The following is a 23,064-nucleotide window of genomic DNA, read 5'->3' on the forward strand; positions in this document are numbered from 1 at the left end:
AGATGCTGATTTGAGTACAGAACGAGTGATGAAGAAATTAAAGTATAAAACGATAGATACTAGGAATCTTCAGGAATGCCAAGAGCACCTTATGAAGGTGATCTCTAGTACCTCATTTTTGAATAATGAAGGCCTGAACAATGAAGTGCCTTTTCATATCTGCCCGTACGAGACCTCTATTCAGAAAGATATTACACAATTAACAAAACAACTCCGTAATGATCTAGAAGGTCAAAATATAAAGACTTTGGAAATTAACTTGTATGACTTAGTTGTTGAATTGCTGAAATGCGAAGGCGACTGGGACTGGTTACTAGCACATGAGCAGGATATGTCTAGAGAAGAGTTAAAAGATGAGTTGCAAGGCATTCTAGATGTTGAAACTGTTATAACGCCAGAAATAGCGAAAAGGATGAAAGAAGAAGAGCATGACTTAATGCTGCTAACAGGTATAGGGGAAGTATTTCCCTATATCAGGTCAAATAACATTTTAAATAATTTGCAAAAAACAGCGAAAGATAAACCTACTCTAATGTTTTTTCCTGGTGAATATCAACACTCATTGGAAAGTGGGGCATCTTTGATTTTATTTGGGCTTCTACAAGATGACAAATACTATAGAGCATTTAATATATTAGACCGTGCAGTATAAGCAGTAGCATGAGTTAAGGGGTAAATATGCAATTAGAAAACCTATTCGTAAAAGCTGTAGACCGCCCTATCGAGGGAGTTATCAAAGCTGATGATGATGTATCACTCTATATCGAGCTTGATGAGTATGTCATAACCAACGAAGTCGCTAAGCGACTTGATTTATTTCTGGATGCTTACCTTAATTACCAAGGTGCTAACGGGGTTTGGGTATCAGGATTCTTTGGTTCTGGTAAATCTCACTTGTTGAAAATGCTCGCATTGCTTTTGGAAAATAAACCTATCGAAGATATTACGCCTTTAGATATCTTTCTAGAGAAGCAACCGCTTAATGAAGGCGGAATATTTGCGAACGATCTGAAGAGAGCAGTCTCAATTCCTTCTGAAAGTATTCTTTTTAATATCGACCAAAAAGCTGATGTCATTAGTAAAACTGAAATCGATGCCCTAATTGCTGTATTCGTGAAAGTATTTGATGAGCACTGTGGCTATTATGGTAAGCAAGCTTATATCGCTCAGTTCGAACGTGAGTTAGATGCAGACGGCCACTTTGATCTATTTAAAAAAGCATTTCTGAATATCAGTGGTATGGATTGGGATAAAGGTCGAGCTCGTGCTAAGCGCATGGCAGATTCTGTGGACAAAGCCTATTCAGAGGTTTCAGGTCAGTCGGTCACAGGGATACTGGATAAGTATCGTCAGGATTATCGACTATCCATCGAAGATTTTGCCGACCAAGTAAAAGCTTATATCGATAGTAAAGAGTCAGGTTTTAGGTTGAACTTCTTTGTTGATGAGGTTGGGCAGTACATTGCGGATAATGTTAAGCTCATGACCAACTTGCAAACGGTTGCTGAAAGTTTAGCTACAAAATGTAATGGTCATGCATGGATCATTGTAACTGCACAAGAAGATATGTCGTCGGTGGTTGGTGAAACGAGTAAGCAGCAGAGTAATGATTTCACCAAAATCCAAGCCCGTTTTAAAAATAGAATGAAGTTAACTAGCCAAGACGTAGCGGAAGTAATTCAGCTACGTTTGCTTGAGAAACGTGAAGAGTATATTGAGCAACTAAGTGACTTGTTCCACCAACAAGAAAATAATTTTAAAACTTTATTTGATTTTGCAGATGGATCAGCAACATACCGAAATTACCGTGACCGTGAACACTTTATTCAGTGTTACCCTTTTGTGCCGTATCAGTTCACCTTGTTCCAGTCAGCTATACAAAACTTGTCTACCCATAGCGCATTTGAAGGAAAGCATAGTTCGGTGGGTGAGCGCTCTATGCTTGGTGTATTCCAGCAAGTTGCCATCGCGATTAAAGATCACAATCTTGGCGAGCTGGCGACTTTTGATTTAATGTTTGAAGGTATTCGAACGGCATTAAAAACGGCAATCCAGCAGTCAATTCTGAAAGCAGAGCAGAATCTTGATAACCAATTCGCTGTTCGACTGTTGAAAGCATTATTCCTTGTAAAATACGTCAAGGAATTTAAACCAACTATTCGAAATCTATGTGTATTAATGCATGATAGTTTTGAGCGTGATATACCGACTCTAAGGCTGCAAGTAGAAGAAGCTTTAAACATTCTTGAGAAAGAGACTTATATTCAGCGTAATGGTGATTACTTTGAATACTTGACAGACGAGGAACAAGACGTAGAGCAGGAAATTAAGAATACTGAAGTAGATAATACAGCTGTAGCATCTGAGCTTGAAAAGCTTATTTACGATGGTGTTTTAAAAACACGAAAAATTCGTTGGGATGTAAATAGCCAAGACTATCCCTTTACCAAACGACTTGATGACAATCTAAGTGGCCGTGAATACGAATTAGCCATAAATGTTATTACGTCATTTCACGATCACCGTGATGCCTTTGAAAAACATAGATCAGATACTGTTTTTAATGATGAATTACGTATTGTCTTGCCAGAAAGTGAAAGACTGGTTCGAGACCTGATTTTATATAAGCAAACTGAGAAGTATGTTGCTCATGAGACCAGAGCAACACAACAAGATAGCATAAAGCGTATTCTTACGGAAAAAGGCTTACAAAATACAGAGAGACTTAATCAGTTAAAGCAGTTGAGTTCAAATCTGGTGGGTGAGGCAAAGTATTTTGTTGCTGGGCAAGAGCTAGAACTAAGTGGTGTAGATGGCCAAAGCAAAATGATAAGAGCTTTTGGTGAGCTGATTAAGCATACCTATCCAAATTTAAAAATGCTTCGTGATATGCAATACAGTGAAGCTCAAATACCAGAAATTCTTACTCAAGCTGGACAAGGCTTGTTTGGCGAAGAGGCACAATTACCTGAGCCACAACAAGAGATGCTATCGCATATTCAAAGCAATAGTCGTGGTGGTGTGCGTACTACGGTAAAAAGTCTGCTTCAAAAGTTTGAGTCTAAACCTTATGGATGGTCTTTTGCTGCAGTGTTATGCACTCTCGCATATTTATGCGGGAAAGCAAAAGTTGAGGTTCGAGAATCCACCAATTTGCTGGATGAGGCAGAGTTATCACGAGCACTTAGAAATACTGCCTCGCATGGCAATCTGATTCTTGACCCACAGGTTGAATTTAGTCAGTCTCAGATTCGTAAAGTAAAAGAATTCTATAGTGATTATTTTGAAAAAGTTGCTCATGCGACTGAGGCTAAAGCTCTAGCTAAGGAGGTTCAGGAAGGTTTCGCTGAGCAGACAATTGAATTAGATAAATTATTAGCACAAGCAGCACATTATCCATTTTTACGTGCTTTAAGTCCTATTGTATCTGAACTTCAAGAACTGAAATCAAAACCCTATACGTGGTTCCTATCTGAGCTTACAATAAGGGAAGATCAATGGTTTGATTATAAAGAAAAAACTATTGATCCAATTGGGAAATTTATGAAAGGGCCCAATAAAGATAGTTTTGATGAGGCAAGAAAGCTACTTGAGAGTCAAAAGCCTAATTTGGAATACGTCGAAGGGAGCGAACCGCAAAGTTTAAGAGAAGCATTAGCTGCCCCTTCTATTTATAAGGGAAGTGCAGTTCAGCAACTTAAAGCAGATTGTGCCTCGTTACAGCAAAAAATTAAAGGTCAAATTGAAACAGAGAGAAATCAAGCTCTAGGTGTGGTCGAGTCATTAAAAGACAAATTATTGGGTTTTGATGAATTTCAAAAGCTAGATATAGATAAGCAGGAAAGCTTAAGAAAAGCTTTTGATGAGATTGTAGTAAAAATTACTCAACAATCTTTAATCGCAATGATTCGTGATGAGGTTCGTCGCTTCGAGGATCAGCAGTATGTTTTGCTTGTACAAAAACTTATGGAGTGGAATCAGCTTCCTCAAGATAAACAAGTAGAAGTAACTAAAAAAGATCAAGGCCAACCTCAAGATAATGACCAAGTTACAGATACTACTAGGTGTGGGGAAAACTCAAAAACTGTAGTAGAAAACCAACAAAGACCAGCAACAATATCTGCAAAAAATATTAAGGTTAACTTTCGCAAGCCTTGGCTAGCTGATGAAGCTGATATCGATGAATATTTGGCTCAGTACCGAGATGCTTTGCTAAATGAAATTAAACAAGGTAAGAAGGTTCAATTATGATTAGTGAGTTACAACTTTATAATTTTGCTGCCTTCAAAGAACTTAAGTTAAACTTCTCGCCAAAAATTAATGTAATTATTGGTGAAAATAGTTGTGGAAAAACGCAAATACTAAAGAGTATTTATGCGCTATCACGAAATGATATGTTGAAAAGTGAGAACTTATTTGACTTATTTAAACCTCACAAAGAATCACTTGGCTCATTGCATCACCGTTCCAGTTCCGAGGATGCCTTATTATCAGTTAAAGATGCAAGTGATAGACAATCAAAGATAGTTTTTTCAGCAAAATCAAAAAGCCAATTTAGTGAGGTATTATCTGACGCCAGTGTTCCGTGTTTGCTTATACCAACTAAAGAAATACTTTCATTACTTCCAGCGATCAACAGTGGAAAGACGAGCAAAGAAAGCTTAAGTGCATTATTTGATAAATCAGTGATTGACTTGTGCGAATTAGTTTTAAAAGCTCCCTCAGAAGAAGCCGAAAAGATTTTAAATAGTGACCCACGAGCTTCTACACTTGCTCCTAAGTTATCAAAGGCATTGGGCGGGAGATATATCATAGATGGATCTGAGCAATATTTTGTGGCTGGAAGCTATTGGGAGAAGAAACTTCCAGGCGGTTCTAAAGCTCAGCAGGCACAGATTTATAACGACTATACCGAGCTTAAATTTGAAAAAACCGAGGGTACAGAAACTTCAGTCATGATGACGGCAGAGGGCTATAGAAAAATTGGATTGCTTCAGCGCTTACTCGAAAATGGGACACTCACTCAGTCAGGCGTTAATACTATATTGTGGGACGAACCAGAATCAAATATGAATCCAAGCCTAATGCGGATGTTGGTTGAGTGTTTATTAGTGCTTTCTCGCAATGGGCAACAAATAATTGTAGCGACTCACAATTACGTTCTTTTGAAGTGGTTTGACTTGTTAGTTGATTCTAGTAAAAGCGATCATATTATGTATCACGCACTTTATCGTGATGAAAATAAAGTGATTAGAAGTGAATCAGAAAATGATTACAACATGTTGTCTAAGAATGCGATTGCAGAAACGTATGGTGAGTTATACGACGAAGAAATAACAAAAGCTTTGGGTTGAAATTTATGACAAAGTTTGTAGAGGATGACTTAGAGTTTGATTTTTCTTGGGCTGATCTTGGTGAAAACTTTGATTGTGATACGAGACATGCTGGTCATCAAATGAAGAGAGTTGATTTCATAGCAGAAAAAGGAAATCAGTGTTTTTTCATTGAAATAAAAGATCCAGATCATCCTAAAGCTAGTCAAAATCTCGCAGAGAACAGAGACAAATTTCTGAATGGAAATTTGGTTCATGATTTAGCGGGAAAATATCGAGATAGCTTGTTGTTTAAAACGCTTTGTAATTCGGCTCAAAAAGAATTGCATTACATTGTGTTATTTTCAATGAAAAGTATGGATCCAGCATTATTGATGGCTAGAAATGATGCTTTGAAAAAGGCGATTCCTATATCTCACAAAGAGTGGGGTGCGGTAATGGCAAAAAGTTGTCTGATTTTAAATATTGAACAGTTTAAGAAAATATTTGGCGAACAATCAGTGCGTCGAATTAGTGAAGGTGTGGCTTAATGGAAACTGCAAAACTCAAAAAATTCGCCCAATACGCACGCCGTAGCTTGATTGAACAGGTGGGTAGTAAGCTTGCACAAGTACTTAAAGATGAAAGTTCGGAGCGTCGTGAACTACCAAATGTAGTCACTAAGCTTGAGAGTGAATTAAAACAAAAGGGCAAAGAACAACTTATTGAGCAAGCTGCGTATACTTGGTTTAATCGCTTCTGTGCTCTACGTTTTATGGATGTGAACCAATACAATCGTATTATGGTGCTTTCACCATTAGATGGACAGTTCCAGCCAGAAATTCTTGCAGAAGCCAAAGCAGGTCATATCGATGATAGTGTTGTAAATGATAAGATCAGAGAAAAAATATTTGGTTTGTTGAACGGCTCAATCAAAAGTCGAGATGGCCAGTCAGAAGCTTATCGTTTGCTCATAGTGGCAGTGTGTAACGAATACTATCGTATCATGCCATACCTTTTTGAGCGTATTGAAGATTATATGGAATTATTGATGCCTGATGATTTGTTATCAGGTAACTCGATTCTTGCTTATACTCGTGAAGCAATGACACCCGAAGCTTGTGATTCTGTAGAATGTATTGGTTGGCTTTACCAGTTTTATATTTCAGAGAAGAAAGATCAAGTTTTTGAAGGCTTAAAGAAAAACAAAAAGATTACACCTGAGAATATCCCAGCTGCTACACAGCTGTTCACACCACATTGGATTGTGCGTTACTTAGTGGAAAATTCATTGGGTCGTTTATGGATGCTAAATAATCCAAGTTCAAAAGTGATTGAACAAATGTATTATTACATCAAACCTGTTGAACAAGAGACTGACTTTCTGAGGATCCGTAGTCCAGAAGAGATTAAAATCTGTGATCCAGCGTGTGGCTCAGGGCACATGCTAACTTATGCTTACGACTTGCTTTATGCTATCTATCTAGATGCTGAATATGATCCTGTTGATATTCCAGAATTAATCCTTACTAAAAATCTATATGGCATTGAGATTGATGAACGTGCCGCTGAATTAGCAGCATTTGCGCTTTCAATGAAAGCGATTAAAGGCGATCCAAATACTGAGGGCAATAATCGTCGTCGTTTTTTCCGAAATCCTATTAAGCCAAATATTTGTCGATTAGAAAACATTGCATTTAACGATAATGAACTTAATGAATATTTTGATTTTGTAGGTCGAGATTTATTTACTCAAGACTTACGAGCTACATTAAAAGAATTTGGAGAGGCTGATAATTTTGGTTCCTTGATTCAGCCTACATTAAAAAATGCAGCAGATGTGCTGTCGGTCTTGGAAGCTAAGGATGTTTCTGGGCAGTTATTTTTGGCTGAAACTCACCAGCGAGTATTGCAAGTTATAGATCAAGCTAATTACCTTGAACAAAAATATCATGTGGTTGTTGCAAATCCTCCATATATGGGAGGAATGGGAATGAATGAATTGCTTAGTACTTGGGTTAAAAAAAACTATCCAAATGCTAAAGCTGATTTGTATGCAGCATTCATGGATCGAGCTTACCAGTTTGTCCCAAAATTTGGTTATATTTCCATGGTCACGATGGAAAGTTGGATGTTTCTTTCATCTTTCGTTAAATTAAGGGAAAAAGTTGTAAGCGAAAGTAATATAAAATGCATGACCCATATGCCATATTTAGGAAAAGGTGGCACTAGCATGGGTATCAATTTCGGTACTACAGCATTTGTTTTGGAAAATGCTTCTAAGTCAGATGCATTGGGAGACTATTGCTGTGTAAGGTATTTTGAAACTGATGAACAAGGTATTCCAATTGAATTTCCTCCACAAAATGAGAGGCTGTGTCGGAAGGAATCAAAAGATTTTAAATACATACCAGGTTCTCCAATCGCATATTGGCTTTCTGAAAGAATTATTAAAAACTTTCGTACATTTAAATCATTATCTTCTGAGGTTGATACGAGAATTGGCCTAATAACTGGAGATAATGAGAAGTATATTAGAAATTGGTCAGAGATTTCATGGTCAAGAATGGGGGTAGGCTTGGAACGTACTGAGGCCAAAAAATCTGGTCTAAAATGGTTCCCTCAGTCTAAAGGTGGAGAATACCGAAAGTGGTACGGAAATAATGAAACAGTTCTAGACTGGAGTAAAGATGGTTATGAATTACAAACACGGATGCATTCTTCTGGAACAAGATTGCTCGCCCATAATTTTAATTTAGATAAGATCTTTAAGCCTGCTGTGACTTGGACGAAACTATCATCTGGAAAGTTTTCTGCACGTCTGCAACCTCATGGTTTTTTATTCAATGATGCCTCAGCAAATGCTTTTATGAAAAAGGATGAATTTTCTGATGTTTGTATAGGATTCTTAAATTCATGTGTGCCTACCGGCATGATGGCAGCAATTAATCCAACGTTAAACTTTCTTCCAGGAACAATTTCAAGTTTGCCTTTGTCGGACAGTATTATTTTAAATGATAAAGTGAGGGTCAATAGTCAAAAATTAGTTCAGCTTTCTAAATCTGATTGGGATACTTTTGAAACCTCTTGGGACTTCACTATAAACCCGATACTTTTACCTGTTCATCACAGTAAAAAATTACAAGACAGTTATATAAAACTACGCGCTTACTGGAAAGGTATGTCTGATGATATGCAAAGGCTAGAAGAAGAAAATAACCGTATTTTCATTGATGCTTATAGTCTAGGGAGTGAGTTGATACCCAATGTTTCAATCGAAGATATTACGCTTACCTGCAATCCAGCCTATCGATATGGAGTAAAAGGTAACGAGGAAGATAGAGAAAACCGTCTTCGTGCAGATACTGTAGCCGAGTATATCAGTTATGCAGTAGGATGCATGTTTGGACGATATTCTGTTGATAAAGGAGGCTTAATTTTAGCTAGCCAAGGTGATACTCTTGGTGAGTACCTTTCAAAAATATCACAGCCCTCTTTTATGCCAGAAGATGATAACGTTATACCTATTATTGATTTTGAAGGTGACTGGTTCGAAGATGATATTAGTGAACGTTTTAAAGATTTTCTTAAAGTCACTTTTGGTGAGGATCATTTTACTGAGAACTTAGCTTTTGTAGAAGAAGCTCTTGGCAAAGATATCAAAAAATACTTTGTTAAAGATTTCTACGCTGAACATGTAAAACGCTATCAAAAGCGCCCAATCTACTGGTTGTTCTCAAGCCCTAAGGGTACATTCAATGCTTTAATCTATATGCACCGCTACCGCTCAGATACTGTAAGTATTGTATTGAATGATTATCTACGCGAATTCCGTACCAAGTTACAAGCACGTAAAGAGAGCTATGAACAGATAGAGATAAGTGCTTCGGCTAGCCAGAAAGATAAAACTGATGCACTTAAGAAAATCGCTAAGATAAATAAAGCTTTGGATGAAGTGAATGACTATGAGCGAGATATTCTTTACCCATTAGCAGGTCAGAAAATAGAGATTGATTTGGATAATGGGGTAAAAGCTAACTATCCGGAATTTGGTAAAGCGCTTAAAAATATCACAGGATTAAGTTAATCACATGACTGTAAACCGTATTCAGCAGGCGCTTAGCCGACTCTTTCAAAAACATCGTATCGTATTCTGGTACGACGATAAGCAAGAATTGCGTGATGCTTTTGAGGGTCTGTCTATCGAAGGTGTAGAAAAGCTAGAAATTCAAAATAACGAATTTGGCATTAAGCATAAATTGTTACGTGAGGCTCCAAAACAGTCATTCTTACTTTATAAGGCAGACAAACAGCCAGAATCTTTGCAAAACTGGCTGTTAGATATTGAATTAGCGAATACTACATTCAGAACTGATCAGGTAGCGATTTGGTTAAGCGAATTAGAGTTACCTAATGAATTCACTGAAATTATCGAAAAGCATACAGCTTTCTTCGATACCTCTAAAGCTAAGGTGCAAGCGGAAAAACGCAAAACTACGCTTAAGAAACTGCTAAGTAATGAAGATACCTTGAGCAAAGTACGGTTAAAAATGCTAGCTGTTTGTGTTGGGGCTACTCAATTAGCTGATGCACGCATTGATGTGATATTAGAGGCTTTATTAGCTGAATTAGTGAATCCAAAGCAGGAACAGTTTAAGTTGATTCAACGTTGTAAGCTGGATGATTTTTTTTGGCAACAGGTTGAACGATTTTATGGATATAACAGCGAACAACCTACGATAAAAGACTTTGCGATTGAGTTGTTTAAGTCATGTTATTCCATGGGGGTAAATTCTCCACTTAATGGTGATGGTATTCATCTATCAAGTGATGCATTAGTCTTTTTTAAACGATGGAAAGACAGTCGTACACATCAGGAAGTTTTCGAGAAACTATCGGATGAATATGCTGAATTACTCTCGATTGAAGAAGATCTAAATAAGCGTAATTTGAAGGAAGTAATCGAGCTCGATTACTTCCGCCTGATTGATAAGAAAGTCATCTATGAACTGGTGAAAGCAGTTGAGCATCGTACCTTATCCGAGGGTGAGGTTACTTTATGGTGTCGGGATAGACGTCAAAGCCACTGGTTTAGCGATTTTAAATATCTTTATGAGGCAGTGGATATTGCTAGCCAATTCCTTACGTTATTGGATGTTATTCAGCTCAATATGGCAACATCGAGTGAAGCTGTTCAGGGCTATGTGAGCCACTGGTATAAATTAGATCAGCTTTATCGTCAGTATATCTACTGCTTGAAAGAGTCTTCACAAAATACCTTGCTTAATTCACTTAGTGAAAAGATTGAAAACCTTTATACCAATCGCTACTTGCTGCCGCTAAATAATGCTTGGCAATCCCATGTTGATACTATGTCGAAGTGGCAAGTGCCAGATGTAACACCTCAAAACCAATTCTTTTATAAGTGGGTGAAACCTTACTTGGATAAGAACAACAAAATTTGTGTGATTATCTCAGATGCCTTCCGCTATGAGGCGGGTGAAGAGATGGTGGGTAGAATACGTCAGGAAGATCGTTACCAAGCCAAGTTAGACCATGCGCTTTCCTCATTACCAAGCTATACGCAACTTGGTATGGCCTCGCTTTTACCACAAAGTGATACCTTACTGAATATCGTTGATAACAAGACGGGGACAGTGAACATAGGTATTAATTCTACACAGGGCACAGAAAATCGAGATAAGGTGCTTAAATCGGCGTTAGGTGAGCGTGCTTGTACGATTCAGGCTAAACAGGTGCTGGAGATGACGATTTCTGAAAATCGTGAATTAATTAAAGCGCACGATGTGGTTTATATCTATCACAATCGCATCGATCATACTGGTGACAAAATGCAGTCTGAAGGTGAGGCATTTGAGGCTGTAGAAAAGACGTTTGACGATTTAATGAAGTTGATCAAAAAGCTTGCAAATGCCAACGTCAATAACCTGCTGATAACTGCAGACCATGGCTTTATTTATCAAAACAAACCATTAGAGGAAAGTGACTTTTTGGCAAATGATGTCAAAGGTGAAGTACTTTATAACGACAGACGTTTTGTATTGGGTAAAAGATTGAGCTGTGGACAATCCTTAAAGGCATTTACTGTTGAACAACTAGGGTTGTCCGGTGATGTACACGCGGTCATACCGAAAGGGGCTCAACGACTGCGTTTAAGTGGTTCAGGTAGCCGATTTGTACACGGAGGGGCTTCACTACAAGAGGTGATAATTCCTATCATATCTATTAACAAAAAGCGTCAGAGTGATCTGACTTATGTTGACGTGGATATATTACGTGGTGGTACAAATATCATTACCTCTGGCCAACTTTCAGTCACTTTATATCAAGCTGAGCCTGTTACAGATAAAATTCGCCCTAGACAGTTAAGAGTAGGTATTTATACACAGAACGGTACGCTTATATCTGAAAGGCATGATGTATTACTTGATTTAACTTCGGAGAATCCTCGTGAGCGTGAATTGAAACTGAGGTTCCTACTTACGCAAGAAGCTGATGCTGCAAATAATCAAGAAGTGTTATTAAAGCTTGAAGAGCCCGAGGATGGTTCAAATCAATATCGAAAATACAAAGAGCTTCGTTACACCATTCGGCGTTCATTTACGAGTGACTTTGATTTTTAAATAGCAATCGCATAGCTACACAAACAAAAGCCGGAACTTTTGAGGAAAGACAATGACAGACCTAAACCAAAAAATATGTGATGTGTTTGCTGGCTTGGTGGTACGTAAAGATTTGGTTAAAACCGTAAAAGGTAATGCCATTGTTCCTTCCTATGTTCTCGAATACCTGCTGGGGCAATATTGCGCCACAAACGACGAAGACAGTATTGAAAGCGGCATTCAAACAGTGAAAGAAATTTTGGCCAAGCACTATGTGCATAGAAGTGAAGCTGGTTTGATTCGCTCAACAATTCGAGAAAAAGGCCGTCATAAGATCATCGACAAAGTAAGTGTAGAGTTGAATGATAAAAAAGATTGCTACGAAGCTCAGTTTGCTAATCTTGGTATTAAAAAAGTATTAATTGATTCAGGAACGGTTAAGCAGCATCCCAAACTCTTAGTGGGAGGTGTATGGGTTATCGCTGATATTGAATATGAGCATACGGAGGATAAAGATTCCAGTCCTTGGATACTCAGCACATTAAAACCTATCCAAATGTCTCATTTCGACTATGATAGTTATATTAAGGCACGTGGTCAGTTCACATTAGACGAATGGATTGATGTACTTATTCAGAGTGTAGGTTTTAATCCTGAATATTTTGGCAAGCGTAGCAAGCTCACTCAATTAGTCAGACTTATTCCATTTTGTGAGCGGAATTACAATCTTATTGAGTTGGGACCTAAAGGTACAGGTAAGTCACATATATACTCGGAGTTTTCACCCCACGGTATTCTGCTTTCTGGAGGTGAGGTAAGCGTTCCTAAGTTATTCGTCAATAACTCTTCGGGGAAAATTGGCTTGGTAGGTTATTGGGACGCTGTTGCTTTCGATGAATTTGCTGGGAAACAGAAGAAGGTCGATAAAGCACTTGTCGATATCATGAAGAACTACATGGCGAACAAGTCATTTTCTCGAGGTGTTGAAACTTTGGGTGCAGATGCCTCCATGGCATTTGTAGGTAACACCGAACACAGTCTGCCTTATATGCTCAAACATTCAGATTTGTTTGATGCATTGCCAGAGAAGTTTTACGACTCGGCATTTCTTGATCGTCTACACTTTTATATTCCTGGCTGGGAAGTGGATATTATCCGTGGCGAAATGTTTTCAAATGGATACGGCTTTGTGGTGGATTACTTGGCTGAAATTTTACGTCACCTTCGTAACCAAGATTATTCAGATCAATATAAAAAGTATTTTACCCTTTCTTCAAATATATCAACTCGTGATCGGGATGCTATCAACAAAACGTTCTCTGGGTTGATGAAGATATTGTTCCCTCAAGGAGGGGCAACGGAAGTTGAAATCGAAGAAATTTTGAAATTCGCAATGGAAGGCAGGAAGCGCGTTAAAGACCAGCTATTCAGAATTGATACCACCTATACGGATGTAAATTTCGCTTATTTTGACAAAGTAGGCAAAGAAAAGCCAGTTGCTACACTTGAAGAGCTTGAATACCCAAATTACTTTCATAAAACAGTTTCAAGTGATGATGCTGATCTGCCTGATTTGCAGGTTGAAACGACACTAGCTTCCGCTCCTTTAACATCTGAAACTAATGTTACAGATGAGAAACTACCTCAGGAAGGGCATCTAACCATTGTTGAAAATCAACGAGGGGTTTCCTATGAGGAACTGTTCGGACCTTACTTGAAAGGTGTGAAACACATTACTATTACAGATCCTTATATCCGTCTATTTTTTCAAGCTCGTAATTTGATGGAATTACTAGAAACTATTGTCAAATTAAAAGCTGAAGAAGATGAAATCGTTGTTAGCCTTGTAACGGTTGAGGATGAGTTAAAGGGTGATCAACAGCGTGAATTTTTTGACAAGATACAGAATGAAATGTTCACAGTAGGAATTAAATTTGCGTATTCATTTGATAATTCAGGTTCTCAGCATGCTAGACATATAGTTACTAATACTGGCTGGAAAATATCCTTAGATCGAGGACTTGATATTTTTCAGCAGTACGATATGGGGGATGCATTTCAGCTTGCTAACCGCAACCAAAAGTATCGTGCATGCAAGGCATTTGAAGTGACTTACATAAAATTATCTTCATAAAGGCTCACAAGGTATGAAGACTCTACAATATTAATAAAAGAATATACGAGTATGAGTAGTAATGAATATCAAATGCTAAAGGTACAGATACTGTGGCACACTTGTATCAAGAATTGTTCATTCGAGTATGGATTGCAGAAATAATAGGCAATCTTATAAATGAAAAAAAGACTGTGGCCAACACTAAATCCTCTTTTTTATAGGTGGGTAAATTGGGGTAAATGAAATCTAAAATAAGCATAGGAATTTAAGTAGTTATAAGCTCTGTTAAACACCCACCATCACAGCTACTTTACTAAATATGGCTATGTATTACGTTATTGATAGCTGGAATGTTAAAGTCTAAAACGTGTTATTATTTTATATAAAATTATGAAATATATAAAAATATAGGTTTATTGTTTGTTTTTTTTAATCAATATTATGAAAAAATTATAACAGTAAGAGAAAATAATTTAATAAAAATGGTGTGCTTTTTTAATTTGGTGTGTTGTAACTAAATTTTCATATATATTTAACTAGACATTAATTATTCAATTCAAAAACTTTTCTTTAATCTGGCTTGGAGAATGGAATTGCTTGTGACCCGTTATAAGCCTTGGATCATGATCATACTACTGGTTTTGCTCGTCAGTTTTGCTACATATCGCTGGTGGCAAGGACCATTGTTACCTAGTTATGAAGTCGTATCTAGTCCATTGATTCAGACAGTTGTTGCTTCAGGACGGGTAGAGAAAGTATCTCGGACTCAGATTGGTAGTGAAATTACAGGGGTTGTTCTTGAGCGCTTGGTTCAAGAGGGAGATCGGGTCTCTCGAGGGGATGTTCTTTTAGTACTGAAATCTGATGAAATTTCAGCGCAGGTGCGGCAGGCAGAAGCTGAATTAAAGGAACTCGCAACTACTAGACGTCCGCAAGCAGAAGTCGATTTAGCGAATGCCAAAGTGCAATTAGAACAGGCTCAAAGAGAGGCGGTACGCAGACGAAATACCGAATTAGGAATCTTATCAGCAGAGGAAAGGGAGAAATCGATAGAGGTAGAAAAACTCGCCCGTAATAATTTGGAATCAGCTCGATTAAAAGGTGCTTCACTTGCCCCAGATAAAGTTGAAGAGACAAAATTACGTGAACGACTCGCTGCATTACAAGCGCAACTCGCCAAGACCAAAATTCGCGCAGAAGTTTCAGGTATTATTTTAACCCGTAATGTTGAGCCAGGGGATTTGGTACAACCGAGTCAGACTCTCTTCACTATTGCACTGGATGGCGCGACTGAAATACGAGTGCCATTTGATGAGCGAAATTTACCACTGCTGGCTTTACAACAAAAAGCATCAGTGATTACGGATGCCTATCCAGATCAACCTTTTCCTGCCCATATTAATTTTATTGCCCCAAGTATTGATGCTCAACGTGGCACAATAGACATTCGATTAACAGTTGATCCAGTCCCTGATTTTTTGCGTCAAGACATGACGGTATCGGTAAATGTTGAAACCAACAAGCGCGAGCGAACCCTGGTCATTCCAAATGATGCTTTAAGCAGTATAAGTGGAAACAAGGCTATGGTTATTTTAGTAAGAGATAGAAAAATTCAACGTCATCCCATCACACTGGGTTTACGTGGTTTGGTCATGTCGGAAGTTGTAGCTGGATTGAAAGAAGGTGATCACGTCCTTACCGATGCAGAATCAGTGCTTAAAGATGGAACTCGTGTCCGAATAGAGCAAACTAAACGTGTTTTGCAGAGTCAAACGGATCCGACAAATAGCAAAAACGAATTACCGGTGAAATTCGATTGAAAAACTTTTTTGGGCGACTTTGGACAGAGTGGACTATCGCAATCAGTTTTCTGCGAGAGGGTCGCACACAGTCGATGATGATTACCATTGGCATCGCGGTGGGGGTGGCAGTCATTGTGTTCATTAGCGCCTTAATTCAGGGCTTACAATCGAATATTGTAGAAAGGACTTTAGGGACGCAGGCGCATATTCGTTTGCTTTCACCAGATGAGGTGAATCACATTGTGCCACCAGCAGCAGGAACACTTCAGTTGTTACAAGAAGATCAGCGTGCGCAACGCTTACGCTCTATTAATAATTGGCAGCAGATTACTGAGACTTTAGATCAGTTGCCCGTGTTGACGGCGGTTTCTCCTGTGATCTCTGGTCCTGCATTTGTACAGCGTGGAGAGGCGATTCAATCGGTTGCTTTGGTTGGTATCAATCTTGAACGTTATCAACAAATTATTCCGTTAAAGCAATATATGGTGAGTGGTGAATTACGGGTCAGTGCGGATAATGTATTAATTGGGCGTCAATTGGCCAAAGATTTGGGTGTGCAAGTCGGGAGCAAATTAAGGTTAGATACTGGGCAACAGAAAAATGCGGTGGTGAATATCTCTGGGATATTTGAACTGGGCGTGCGTGAATTGGATGCGCGCTATGTCTATCTAGATTTGAAACAGGCGCAATCTTTACTTAATTTGCCGGGCGGCGTGACCGTGATTGATCTGACGATTCAGGATATTTTTCAGGCGGATCAAATTGCCTCACAAGTTGGACGCCTGACAGGATTAAAAGCAGAAAGCTGGATTGAAACCAATGCTCAATTAATGAATGCGATTACCGCTCAAAGTCTTTCTACAAACATGATTATTGTTTTTGTAGGGATTTCAGTCGCTTTTGGCATTGCCAGTGTGATGTCGGTGAGTGTGGTGCAACGGACTCGGGAAATCGGTATTTTACGTGCGACGGGGGCGACACAAGCACAAATTTTAAGAGTTTTCTTGTTTCAGGGAGCAATTTTTGGTCTGCTTGGTTCGATGCTTGGTAGTGTAGTCAGTTATGGTTTGATCTGGGGATTTAATCAGTTTGGTCCCGGCTTGTTTTATATTTCGATTTCAATCAACCTTATCTTGTCGGCATTATTCTTGGCGACAGTGACAGGTATTTTGGCTGCTGCAATACCATCCCGTCGGGCTGCTGCACTTGATCCTGTGGAGGCAATTCGTCATGTTTGATCCATCTCAGGAAGTACTGCGTTTAGAAGCATTGCGAAAGTCTTACAATGTTGGGCAGCCTAATGAAGTGGAGGTATTACATGGAATTGACCTGTGTATTCAACGGAATGACTTTGCTGCATTAATTGGTCCTTCTGGTTCAGGCAAAAGTACTTTACTGAATATTCTCGGCTTATTAGATCAGCCTAGTCGTGGTGAGTTGTACTTGTTGGGGCAGGCGACAAGCCGTATGGATGATACGGCTCGGACAGCATTACGAGGCAATAGTATAGGTTTTGTGTTTCAGTTCCATCATCTTATACAGGCTTTTACTGCCTTACATAATGTACTCATGCCATTAATGCTGAAGCAAGGTAAGCCAGATCAATCTGCGTTGCAATATGCCCATGAATTATTGGCCGCTGTAGGGTTAGATAAGTTCGCTGACCGTAAACCCAATGAGCTTTCTGGAGGGCAGCAGCAACGCGTAGCGATTGCACGTGCACTGATTACTCAGCCTGCACTATTGTTGGCCGATGAACCGACAGGTAATCTGGATACTCAAACTGCTGCGGAAATGTTTGAATTATTTCGTAAAGTACATCGCGAACATGACTGTGCAGTCTTATTGGTGACTCATGATCCTAGATTATCGGCAACCTGTGATCGAACCATTAATTTGGTGGATGGGAGAATTCAGAGTGATTCCAAACACGAGATGGAATGAGCCGGAATGTAGATCACTCTTCTGGTAAAAGCAGTTCAAAACATTGAGTAGACATCAAAATCCTAGCACGATATAAGAACAAACTTGTAAATCGATAAATTACAACCCTGTGTAATTTGAATAAAATATTTTTCAGATTTAGTTCACTAAATATAATCTAGAGAAAAAATGAGTACAAGATATTTTCAATATTAAGAGTATTTAAAAAAAACAAAGGTTTACTGCTTCTGATCATTTCTTTTTGGCTGTACTAAGCGGATTAATTCGCACAATACAGCTCGTACAGCTTTTGCATCAAACTTAAGACCTTGGGATCACTCAGACGATAGAAAATCTGTTTACCCTCACGTCGTGTGCTGACCATGTCAGCCTTACGTAGGACAGTCAGTTGTTGTGAAAGTGTAGGTTGATGAATGTCAGTGGATTCTTCAATTTCCTGAACATTCATTTCCCCATCCACCAGTACACATAAGATTTTCAGGCGATCAGGATTGGCCAAAACTTTCAGGCATTGGCTGACGAAATCGACTTGAGAAAAATCAATTTTGGCATTTTCAGCAATCATATCCATAAATGTCCTCACAACTTTTGATGTAGCCCGTGCAGTTTACATAATTTACCATAAAACTGCTTGATTAATATTTTTTATTATATAATATAAAAAAGTATATTGTATAGGGATTAATTCATCATGCATGACTTCCTCATCGCATTTATTGGCGGCTTGATGCTCGGGCTTTCCGTGGTCGGCTATCTGTACGTCAATGGCCGTATTGCAGGAATCAGTGGTTTGATTGGGCAAGTCATAAACTCAAAAACCATGTTTAAAACACCTGCAATCTGGTTTTTATCAGGCTTGATCCTCACACCGTTTATTTATGGTCTGTTTGTACAACCTGAAATCGAATTGAATGCCAGCCCATTGATGATGATTGTGGCAGGTCTGCTGGTGGGCTTTGGGACACGTCTGGGTTCGGGCTGTACCAGTGGTCATGGAATTTGTGGCATCAGTCGCCTGTCTAAACGTTCTATCATCGCGACCATGACTTTTATGTTTGCAGGTTTTGTCGCTGTTTATATTATCCGTCATATCACAGGAGCATTCTAAAATGAAAAATGTGTTTGCCTTTTTATTTGGTGCACTGTTCTCTGTGGGTTTGATGGTATCGGGCATGTCCAATCCGGAAAAAGTACTCGATTTCCTGGATCTGTTTGGTGATTGGGATGTCAGTCTGGCCTTTGTGATGATGGGCGCGATTGCGGTGGCCTTTATTCCTTTCCAGAAAGCAGTACGTAAGGCTCAACCGAAAACAGTATTTAATGAACCTATTGATTTGCCTAAAAATAATCAGATAGATAAGAAGCTGATCACGGGTGCGGTTTTATTTGGTGCAGGTTGGGGCATTGCGGGCATCTGTCCGGCACCAAGTTTCATCTTGATCGGTTTGGGTCACTATCAAGTGCTCTATTTTGTTGTAGCAATGCTGGTGGGTGTATGGATTCACCGTAAATGGTCAGGAGCTTAACGATGTCAAACTTACCTATAGTAAAAGATTTTTTTCACGAAGATACCAATACCTTCAGTTATGTTGTACGTGATCCTGCGACCAAAGCCTGCGCCATTATTGATAGCGTTCTGGATTATGATCCGGCATCAGCAAGTACATCAACTATTCATGCCGATAAAATTATTGCCTATATTAAAGAGCAGGGTTTAACGGTTGAGTGGATTCTCGAAACCCATGTACATGCTGATCATCTGACTGCAGCGCAATATCTCAAAGCTGAGTTAGGTGGCAAGATTGCTATGAGCCAGAAAATTGGCATTGTACAGGACACCTTTGGTGCGATTTATCATCTGGATATTAAACAATGGAATGCCCAGCAGTTCTTTGATTATTTATTTGAAGATCATGAGTCGTTCCAAATCGGAACATTGAAAGCCTATAACATTCCAACACCGGGACATACGCCTGCTTGCCTGAGTTATTTGATTGGCGATGCAGTCTTTGTGGGTGATACGTTGTTCATGCCAGATTATGGTACTGCCCGTTGTGACTTCCCGCGAGGCAGTGCAGAACAACTTTATGATTCGGTACAAAGCCTGTTTCAGTTGCCAGAAGATACCCGGGTCTTTTTATGTCATGACTATTTGCCTGAAACACGTGAATCATATGTATGTCAATCTGATATACAGACGCAGAAAACACAGAATATCCATATTCATCAGGGAATCAGCAAAACTGAATTTGCTCAGATGCGAAATCAGCGGGATTCAGGACTGAGTATGCCTAAACTGATTCTGCCCTCGATTCAGATCAATATAAAAGCAGGGCAGTTTCCTGAGCCTGAACAAAATGGTGTTTCTTACCTCAAGCTTCCTCTTAACTACTTCAAATAAGCTTGTGTCGTGATTCAACAAAAAGTTCAACTTTTATTGAATCATTTTTGTGGATAAAGGAGAGGGCGATGTGGGCATTAATACTGGAAGGATTGGCAATTGGTGGCTTGCTGGGTTTAACCGGTGCTGGTGGCGGCATTTTGGCTGTACCCGCACTGATGGCGAGTCAGGGTTGGACCGTGGCCCAAGCTGCGCCGGTGGGATTGATTGCAGTCACGCTGTCCGCTTTGGTCGGAACGTTCGAGGGTTTATTCAAGCGTATTGTGCGTTATCGTGCTGCGCTCTGGATTGCTCTCATTAGTATTCCTTCTGCACGTTACGGGGTGCAGCTGGATGCTATTGTTTCTCCGGTCTGGCTGACACTGGCTTTCAGTTTAGTGATGCTGATTGTGGCTTAGCGGACCTTCTTTAATAAAGTCCATGATCATGGAAATGCACCGTGCAAGGTAAATCAAACCACTGGTCGCCTGATCTGGGATGCCAAAACTGCCTCGTTCCTCGCCGGTATTGGTGTCGTGGCGGGTTTACTGACCGGTTTGCTTGGTGTGGGTGGGGGATTTGTCATTGTTCCAGCCCTGCGTAAATTCACAGGCCTGGATATGCGCAGTATCGTTGCGACTTCCCTGATGATTATTTTCCTGATTGGCGGGGTCAGTATTTATGCCCATGTGCTGGATGGATTTCAATATCCTGTTTCGGTCACGCTGACTTTTGTCCTGGCCTGTACTGTGGGGATGTTGATTGGACGCAGTCTGATGCATCGGATTGACAGTAACAAAGTACAGAAAATATTTGCCACCACCGTGGTTGGGGTGGCGATGTATTTAATCTATTCCGCACTCATGGGGTAGTTCTGTACGCTGTCTAGATAAAAATGCCTGAGTTGATGCCTGTTGGATATGATCTGTCTCATCTGGCTTGATATCTAAACAGCGGTAGCATATGAGAAGACGTTAGCAAAACTAAGGTTTGCATAGCCTGATCGTATCAACAGGGTTGAAACAAGCTGGTTGGGCATTGAAGCTAAACAGCTTTTAATCTACCTGGCCCTAGTTTATAAAATATGAATATGATGCACGAGGAAGAATGAAAATGATGAAAACTGCAGAGCAATTGATTCTGAATGCGAAAAGCCGGATTCAGGAAGTGAGTGTAGCTGAACTTTTTGAAGCGATGAAAAACCATAAAACCATTCTGATTGATATCAGGGAACCGGATGAATTTCAGGCGGCAGCAATAGACCGAGCGGTGAATTATCCTCGTGGTGTTTTGGAAATGAGAATTCACCAGCATCCTTTAGCCAGTCATCATTGCGATACTCAGCAGGCACTGGAATACCTTAAAGATCAGCCGATATATTTGATCTGTGGCACGGGTGGCCGTTCAGCATTAGCAACAGATACATTACAAAATATGGGATTTACTTATGTGAAGTCTGTTCGGGGCGGTTATCAGGCTTGGCTTGAACAAGGCTATCCCGTAGGAAAATAAGCTATTGAAATAAAGAAAATCTTATCGTTGATTTTTTAATTTAAGGGGTTTTGTTACATAAAGTCTTTGAAGGTAAAGTTTTCCTAAGTTACTAAAATTTAAGTTACAACTTAGGTATGAAGACTACATAATTCTGTAAATTTATTTAATACGGCTACGCTTGCATGGATCTGATTTTCTTGGCTGTCAAAATTCCTTTAGCAGAGTTTATCGCCTAATAATTTGATGCAATTTATCTTGGTTTCGACCAAACTTCGCCGATGATAACCAGACCCACTTTTTCCAAAGTGCTCCTCTTAGACGTTTAACTGTTTTAAATAACTCATTTCGCTCCATGCATCTCACTTTCTTATCTTTCCATGGCATTTTCATTCTTTCTTTATGGAATCATGGCATGTGCTTGTCGATCTGAAATCACTTGTCTACAATATTTTGTAACATATGATCCATCTATATAGACAGAATCAATCTGCTCATCAGATGGGATTTGATTAAGTAAATCCTGAAGAACTTGTGAATTACTGACATTATTTTTGGTCAGTTGTAGTGTACATAATTGAAGGGTTTGAGCATCTATACCAATATGCAGATTACGCCATTGCCGACGATATTCAGGTTGGTGTTTCTTGCGTTTCCATTCACCTTCACCAAAAATTAAGGCCAGTTGAGTCTACTAATAGATATAGTCCTTCATGATTTTTTTGATAGCTGATTGCAATATCAATATGTTTTTGCCGTCTTTAGAGGGTGGAGTAATCTGGTGCTGTCCAACTTAACCCACTAAGCTTAATAAGGCTTTGTATAAAGCCTGTGATCATATTTAAAAAAAGTCGAAATAGAGATTTGATCATTAAACAGCACTGAATTGCTATATCAGAATAGGTTTGATTTCGACCTTGTTTGCCTTGTGATTGTGCATGCCACTTAGTATTCAGATCAAACCAAATTGTCAAATTGCCACGATTGATCAAAGCGCAATTGTAGGATGACCAATTGGTTGTACGATAAATTTTAGGTGTAGGCTTATTCATTTATAAATTATATTGCTGAATAGGACTTTATCGGTAGGTTTGTGCAACAAAGCCACCTATAACTATCAGGTGTGATCAATGCATAATAGTTTAGGGAAATAGTAATGAATTTAAGGTGCTAATTATTTTACAGGGTAGTATTGCGTAACATATCTATTATTGATAGATAGAGCCTGATGTCATATCTATTATTATAGTATTTCACGTGATGGAACCGACATGATTAATAAGCAAAATCCAGAATCAAAACCTCAAAAAGAATCAAACGATGACAAGGGTGATCAGAAAACCTATCAGAATCCAGATCCTCAGAAAAAACCAAATGAAGAGCCTGAGAATCCACT

General features: G+C 39.1%; 15 protein-coding genes and 2 pseudogenes. 15 read left to right on the plus strand and 2 right to left on the minus strand.

Annotated features, from left to right (window positions below; translation table 11 throughout):
• Window positions 1–10 precede the first annotated feature (10 nt).
• The 10 genes from F946_RS15705 (at window position 11) to F946_RS15750 (ending at window position 17,797) form a co-directional block, all read left to right on the plus strand.
• Window positions 11–652: a DUF1788 domain-containing protein gene (locus tag F946_RS15705; protein ID WP_228128123.1), complete on the plus strand. Its 642-nt coding sequence runs from the start codon at window positions 11–13 to the stop codon at window positions 650–652.
• Window positions 653–678: 26 nt separating this feature from the next.
• Entirely contained in the window at window positions 679–4,251 is a 3,573-nt protein-coding gene (brxC, locus tag F946_RS15710) for a BREX system P-loop protein BrxC (protein ID WP_004984466.1), read from the plus strand.
• On the plus strand, window positions 4,248–5,354 hold the full coding sequence (locus tag F946_RS15715) for an AAA family ATPase (RefSeq protein ID WP_004984467.1): 1,107 nt from the start codon (window positions 4,248–4,250) through the stop codon (window positions 5,352–5,354). The genes brxC and F946_RS15715 overlap by 4 nt, the downstream gene beginning before the upstream one ends.
• 5 nt (window positions 5,355–5,359) lie before the next feature.
• Window positions 5,360–5,863, plus strand: coding sequence for a hypothetical protein (locus F946_RS15720; protein WP_004984468.1), 504 nt, complete (start codon window positions 5,360–5,362; stop codon window positions 5,861–5,863).
• Window positions 5,863–9,399, plus strand: coding sequence for a BREX-1 system adenine-specific DNA-methyltransferase PglX (gene pglX / locus F946_RS15725; protein WP_004984469.1), 3,537 nt, complete (start codon window positions 5,863–5,865; stop codon window positions 9,397–9,399). Before F946_RS15720 ends, pglX begins: the two co-directional genes overlap by 1 nt.
• 4 nt (window positions 9,400–9,403) lie before the next feature.
• Window positions 9,404–11,956, plus strand: coding sequence for a BREX-1 system phosphatase PglZ type A (pglZ, locus tag F946_RS15730; protein WP_004984471.1), 2,553 nt, complete (start codon window positions 9,404–9,406; stop codon window positions 11,954–11,956).
• 52 nt (window positions 11,957–12,008) lie between these two features.
• Window positions 12,009–14,069 carry a BREX system Lon protease-like protein BrxL gene (gene brxL, locus F946_RS15735; protein WP_004984473.1) on the plus strand — a complete coding sequence of 687 codons (2,061 nt, stop codon included), beginning with the start codon at window positions 12,009–12,011 and terminating at the stop codon, window positions 14,067–14,069.
• Between the two features lie 575 nt (window positions 14,070–14,644).
• Window positions 14,645–15,871 (plus strand): efflux RND transporter periplasmic adaptor subunit, encoded by a 1,227-nt coding sequence (locus tag F946_RS15740; protein ID WP_004984476.1) that lies wholly within the window; start codon window positions 14,645–14,647, stop codon window positions 15,869–15,871.
• The gene (locus F946_RS15745; RefSeq protein ID WP_035327252.1) at window positions 15,868–17,091 is read left to right on the plus strand and encodes an ABC transporter permease; all 1,224 of its coding nucleotides are present in this window, start codon (window positions 15,868–15,870) and stop codon (window positions 17,089–17,091) included. The genes F946_RS15740 and F946_RS15745 overlap by 4 nt, the downstream gene beginning before the upstream one ends.
• Window positions 17,084–17,797 (plus strand): ABC transporter ATP-binding protein, encoded by a 714-nt coding sequence (locus F946_RS15750; protein WP_004984479.1) that lies wholly within the window; start codon window positions 17,084–17,086, stop codon window positions 17,795–17,797. The genes F946_RS15745 and F946_RS15750 overlap by 8 nt, the downstream gene beginning before the upstream one ends.
• A 259-nt stretch (window positions 17,798–18,056) precedes the next feature.
• On the opposite strand, the gene F946_RS15755 is transcribed toward F946_RS15750, so the two are convergent.
• Complete coding sequence (locus F946_RS15755) at window positions 18,057–18,368, minus strand: ArsR/SmtB family transcription factor (protein ID WP_004984482.1); 312 nt, start codon at window positions 18,366–18,368, stop codon at window positions 18,057–18,059.
• Between the two features lie 120 nt (window positions 18,369–18,488).
• Here F946_RS15755 and F946_RS15760 point away from each other — a divergent pair, with 120 nt between their 5' ends.
• The 5 genes and pseudogenes from F946_RS15760 to F946_RS15780 all read left to right on the plus strand — a co-directional run bounded on the left by F946_RS15760 (window position 18,489) and on the right by F946_RS15780 (window position 21,689).
• Complete coding sequence (locus F946_RS15760) at window positions 18,489–18,905, plus strand: YeeE/YedE family protein (RefSeq protein ID WP_004730018.1); 417 nt, start codon at window positions 18,489–18,491, stop codon at window positions 18,903–18,905.
• A 1-nt stretch (window position 18,906) separates the two neighbouring features.
• A complete protein-coding gene (locus F946_RS15765; protein WP_004984484.1) occupies window positions 18,907–19,323 on the plus strand; it encodes a DUF6691 family protein in 417 nt (138 codons plus the stop codon).
• Window positions 19,324–19,325: 2 nt separating this feature from the next.
• Entirely contained in the window at window positions 19,326–20,198 is an 873-nt protein-coding gene (locus tag F946_RS15770; protein ID WP_004984485.1) for an MBL fold metallo-hydrolase, read from the plus strand.
• Window positions 20,199–20,266: 68 nt separating this feature from the next.
• A pseudogene (locus F946_RS15775) lies at window positions 20,267–21,049 on the plus strand (sulfite exporter TauE/SafE family protein).
• A gap of 244 nt (window positions 21,050–21,293) precedes the next feature.
• Complete coding sequence (locus F946_RS15780; RefSeq protein WP_035327273.1) at window positions 21,294–21,689, plus strand: rhodanese-like domain-containing protein; 396 nt, start codon at window positions 21,294–21,296, stop codon at window positions 21,687–21,689.
• Between the two features lie 110 nt (window positions 21,690–21,799).
• On the opposite strand, the pseudogene F946_RS15785 reads toward F946_RS15780, so the two are convergent.
• Window positions 21,800–22,720: pseudogene (locus tag F946_RS15785) on the minus strand (IS5 family transposase).
• Between the last annotated feature and the right edge of the window lie 344 nt (window positions 22,721–23,064).

Origin of the sequence: Acinetobacter johnsonii ANC 3681 (assembly GCF_000368805.1) — a bacterium.
GTDB lineage: Bacteria > Pseudomonadota > Gammaproteobacteria > Pseudomonadales > Moraxellaceae > Acinetobacter > Acinetobacter johnsonii.

Coding starts and splice junctions, on each gene's coding strand:
- brxC (WP_004984466.1), top strand. CDS start 679: ATGCAATTAGAAAACCTATTCGTAAAAGCTGTAGACCGCCCTATCGAG.
- F946_RS15715 (WP_004984467.1), top strand. CDS start 4,248: ATGATTAGTGAGTTACAACTTTATAATTTTGCTGCCTTCAAAGAACTT.
- F946_RS15720 (WP_004984468.1), top strand. CDS start 5,360: ATGACAAAGTTTGTAGAGGATGACTTAGAGTTTGATTTTTCTTGGGCT.
- pglX (WP_004984469.1), top strand. CDS start 5,863: ATGGAAACTGCAAAACTCAAAAAATTCGCCCAATACGCACGCCGTAGC.
- pglZ (WP_004984471.1), top strand. CDS start 9,404: ATGACTGTAAACCGTATTCAGCAGGCGCTTAGCCGACTCTTTCAAAAA.
- brxL (WP_004984473.1), top strand. CDS start 12,009: ATGACAGACCTAAACCAAAAAATATGTGATGTGTTTGCTGGCTTGGTG.
- F946_RS15750 (WP_004984479.1), top strand. CDS start 17,084: ATGTTTGATCCATCTCAGGAAGTACTGCGTTTAGAAGCATTGCGAAAG.
- F946_RS15755 (WP_004984482.1), bottom strand. CDS start 18,368: ATGGATATGATTGCTGAAAATGCCAAAATTGATTTTTCTCAAGTCGAT.
- F946_RS15760 (WP_004730018.1), top strand. CDS start 18,489: ATGCATGACTTCCTCATCGCATTTATTGGCGGCTTGATGCTCGGGCTT.
- F946_RS15765 (WP_004984484.1), top strand. CDS start 18,907: ATGAAAAATGTGTTTGCCTTTTTATTTGGTGCACTGTTCTCTGTGGGT.
- F946_RS15770 (WP_004984485.1), top strand. CDS start 19,326: ATGTCAAACTTACCTATAGTAAAAGATTTTTTTCACGAAGATACCAAT.
- F946_RS15780 (WP_035327273.1), top strand. CDS start 21,294: ATGAAAACTGCAGAGCAATTGATTCTGAATGCGAAAAGCCGGATTCAG.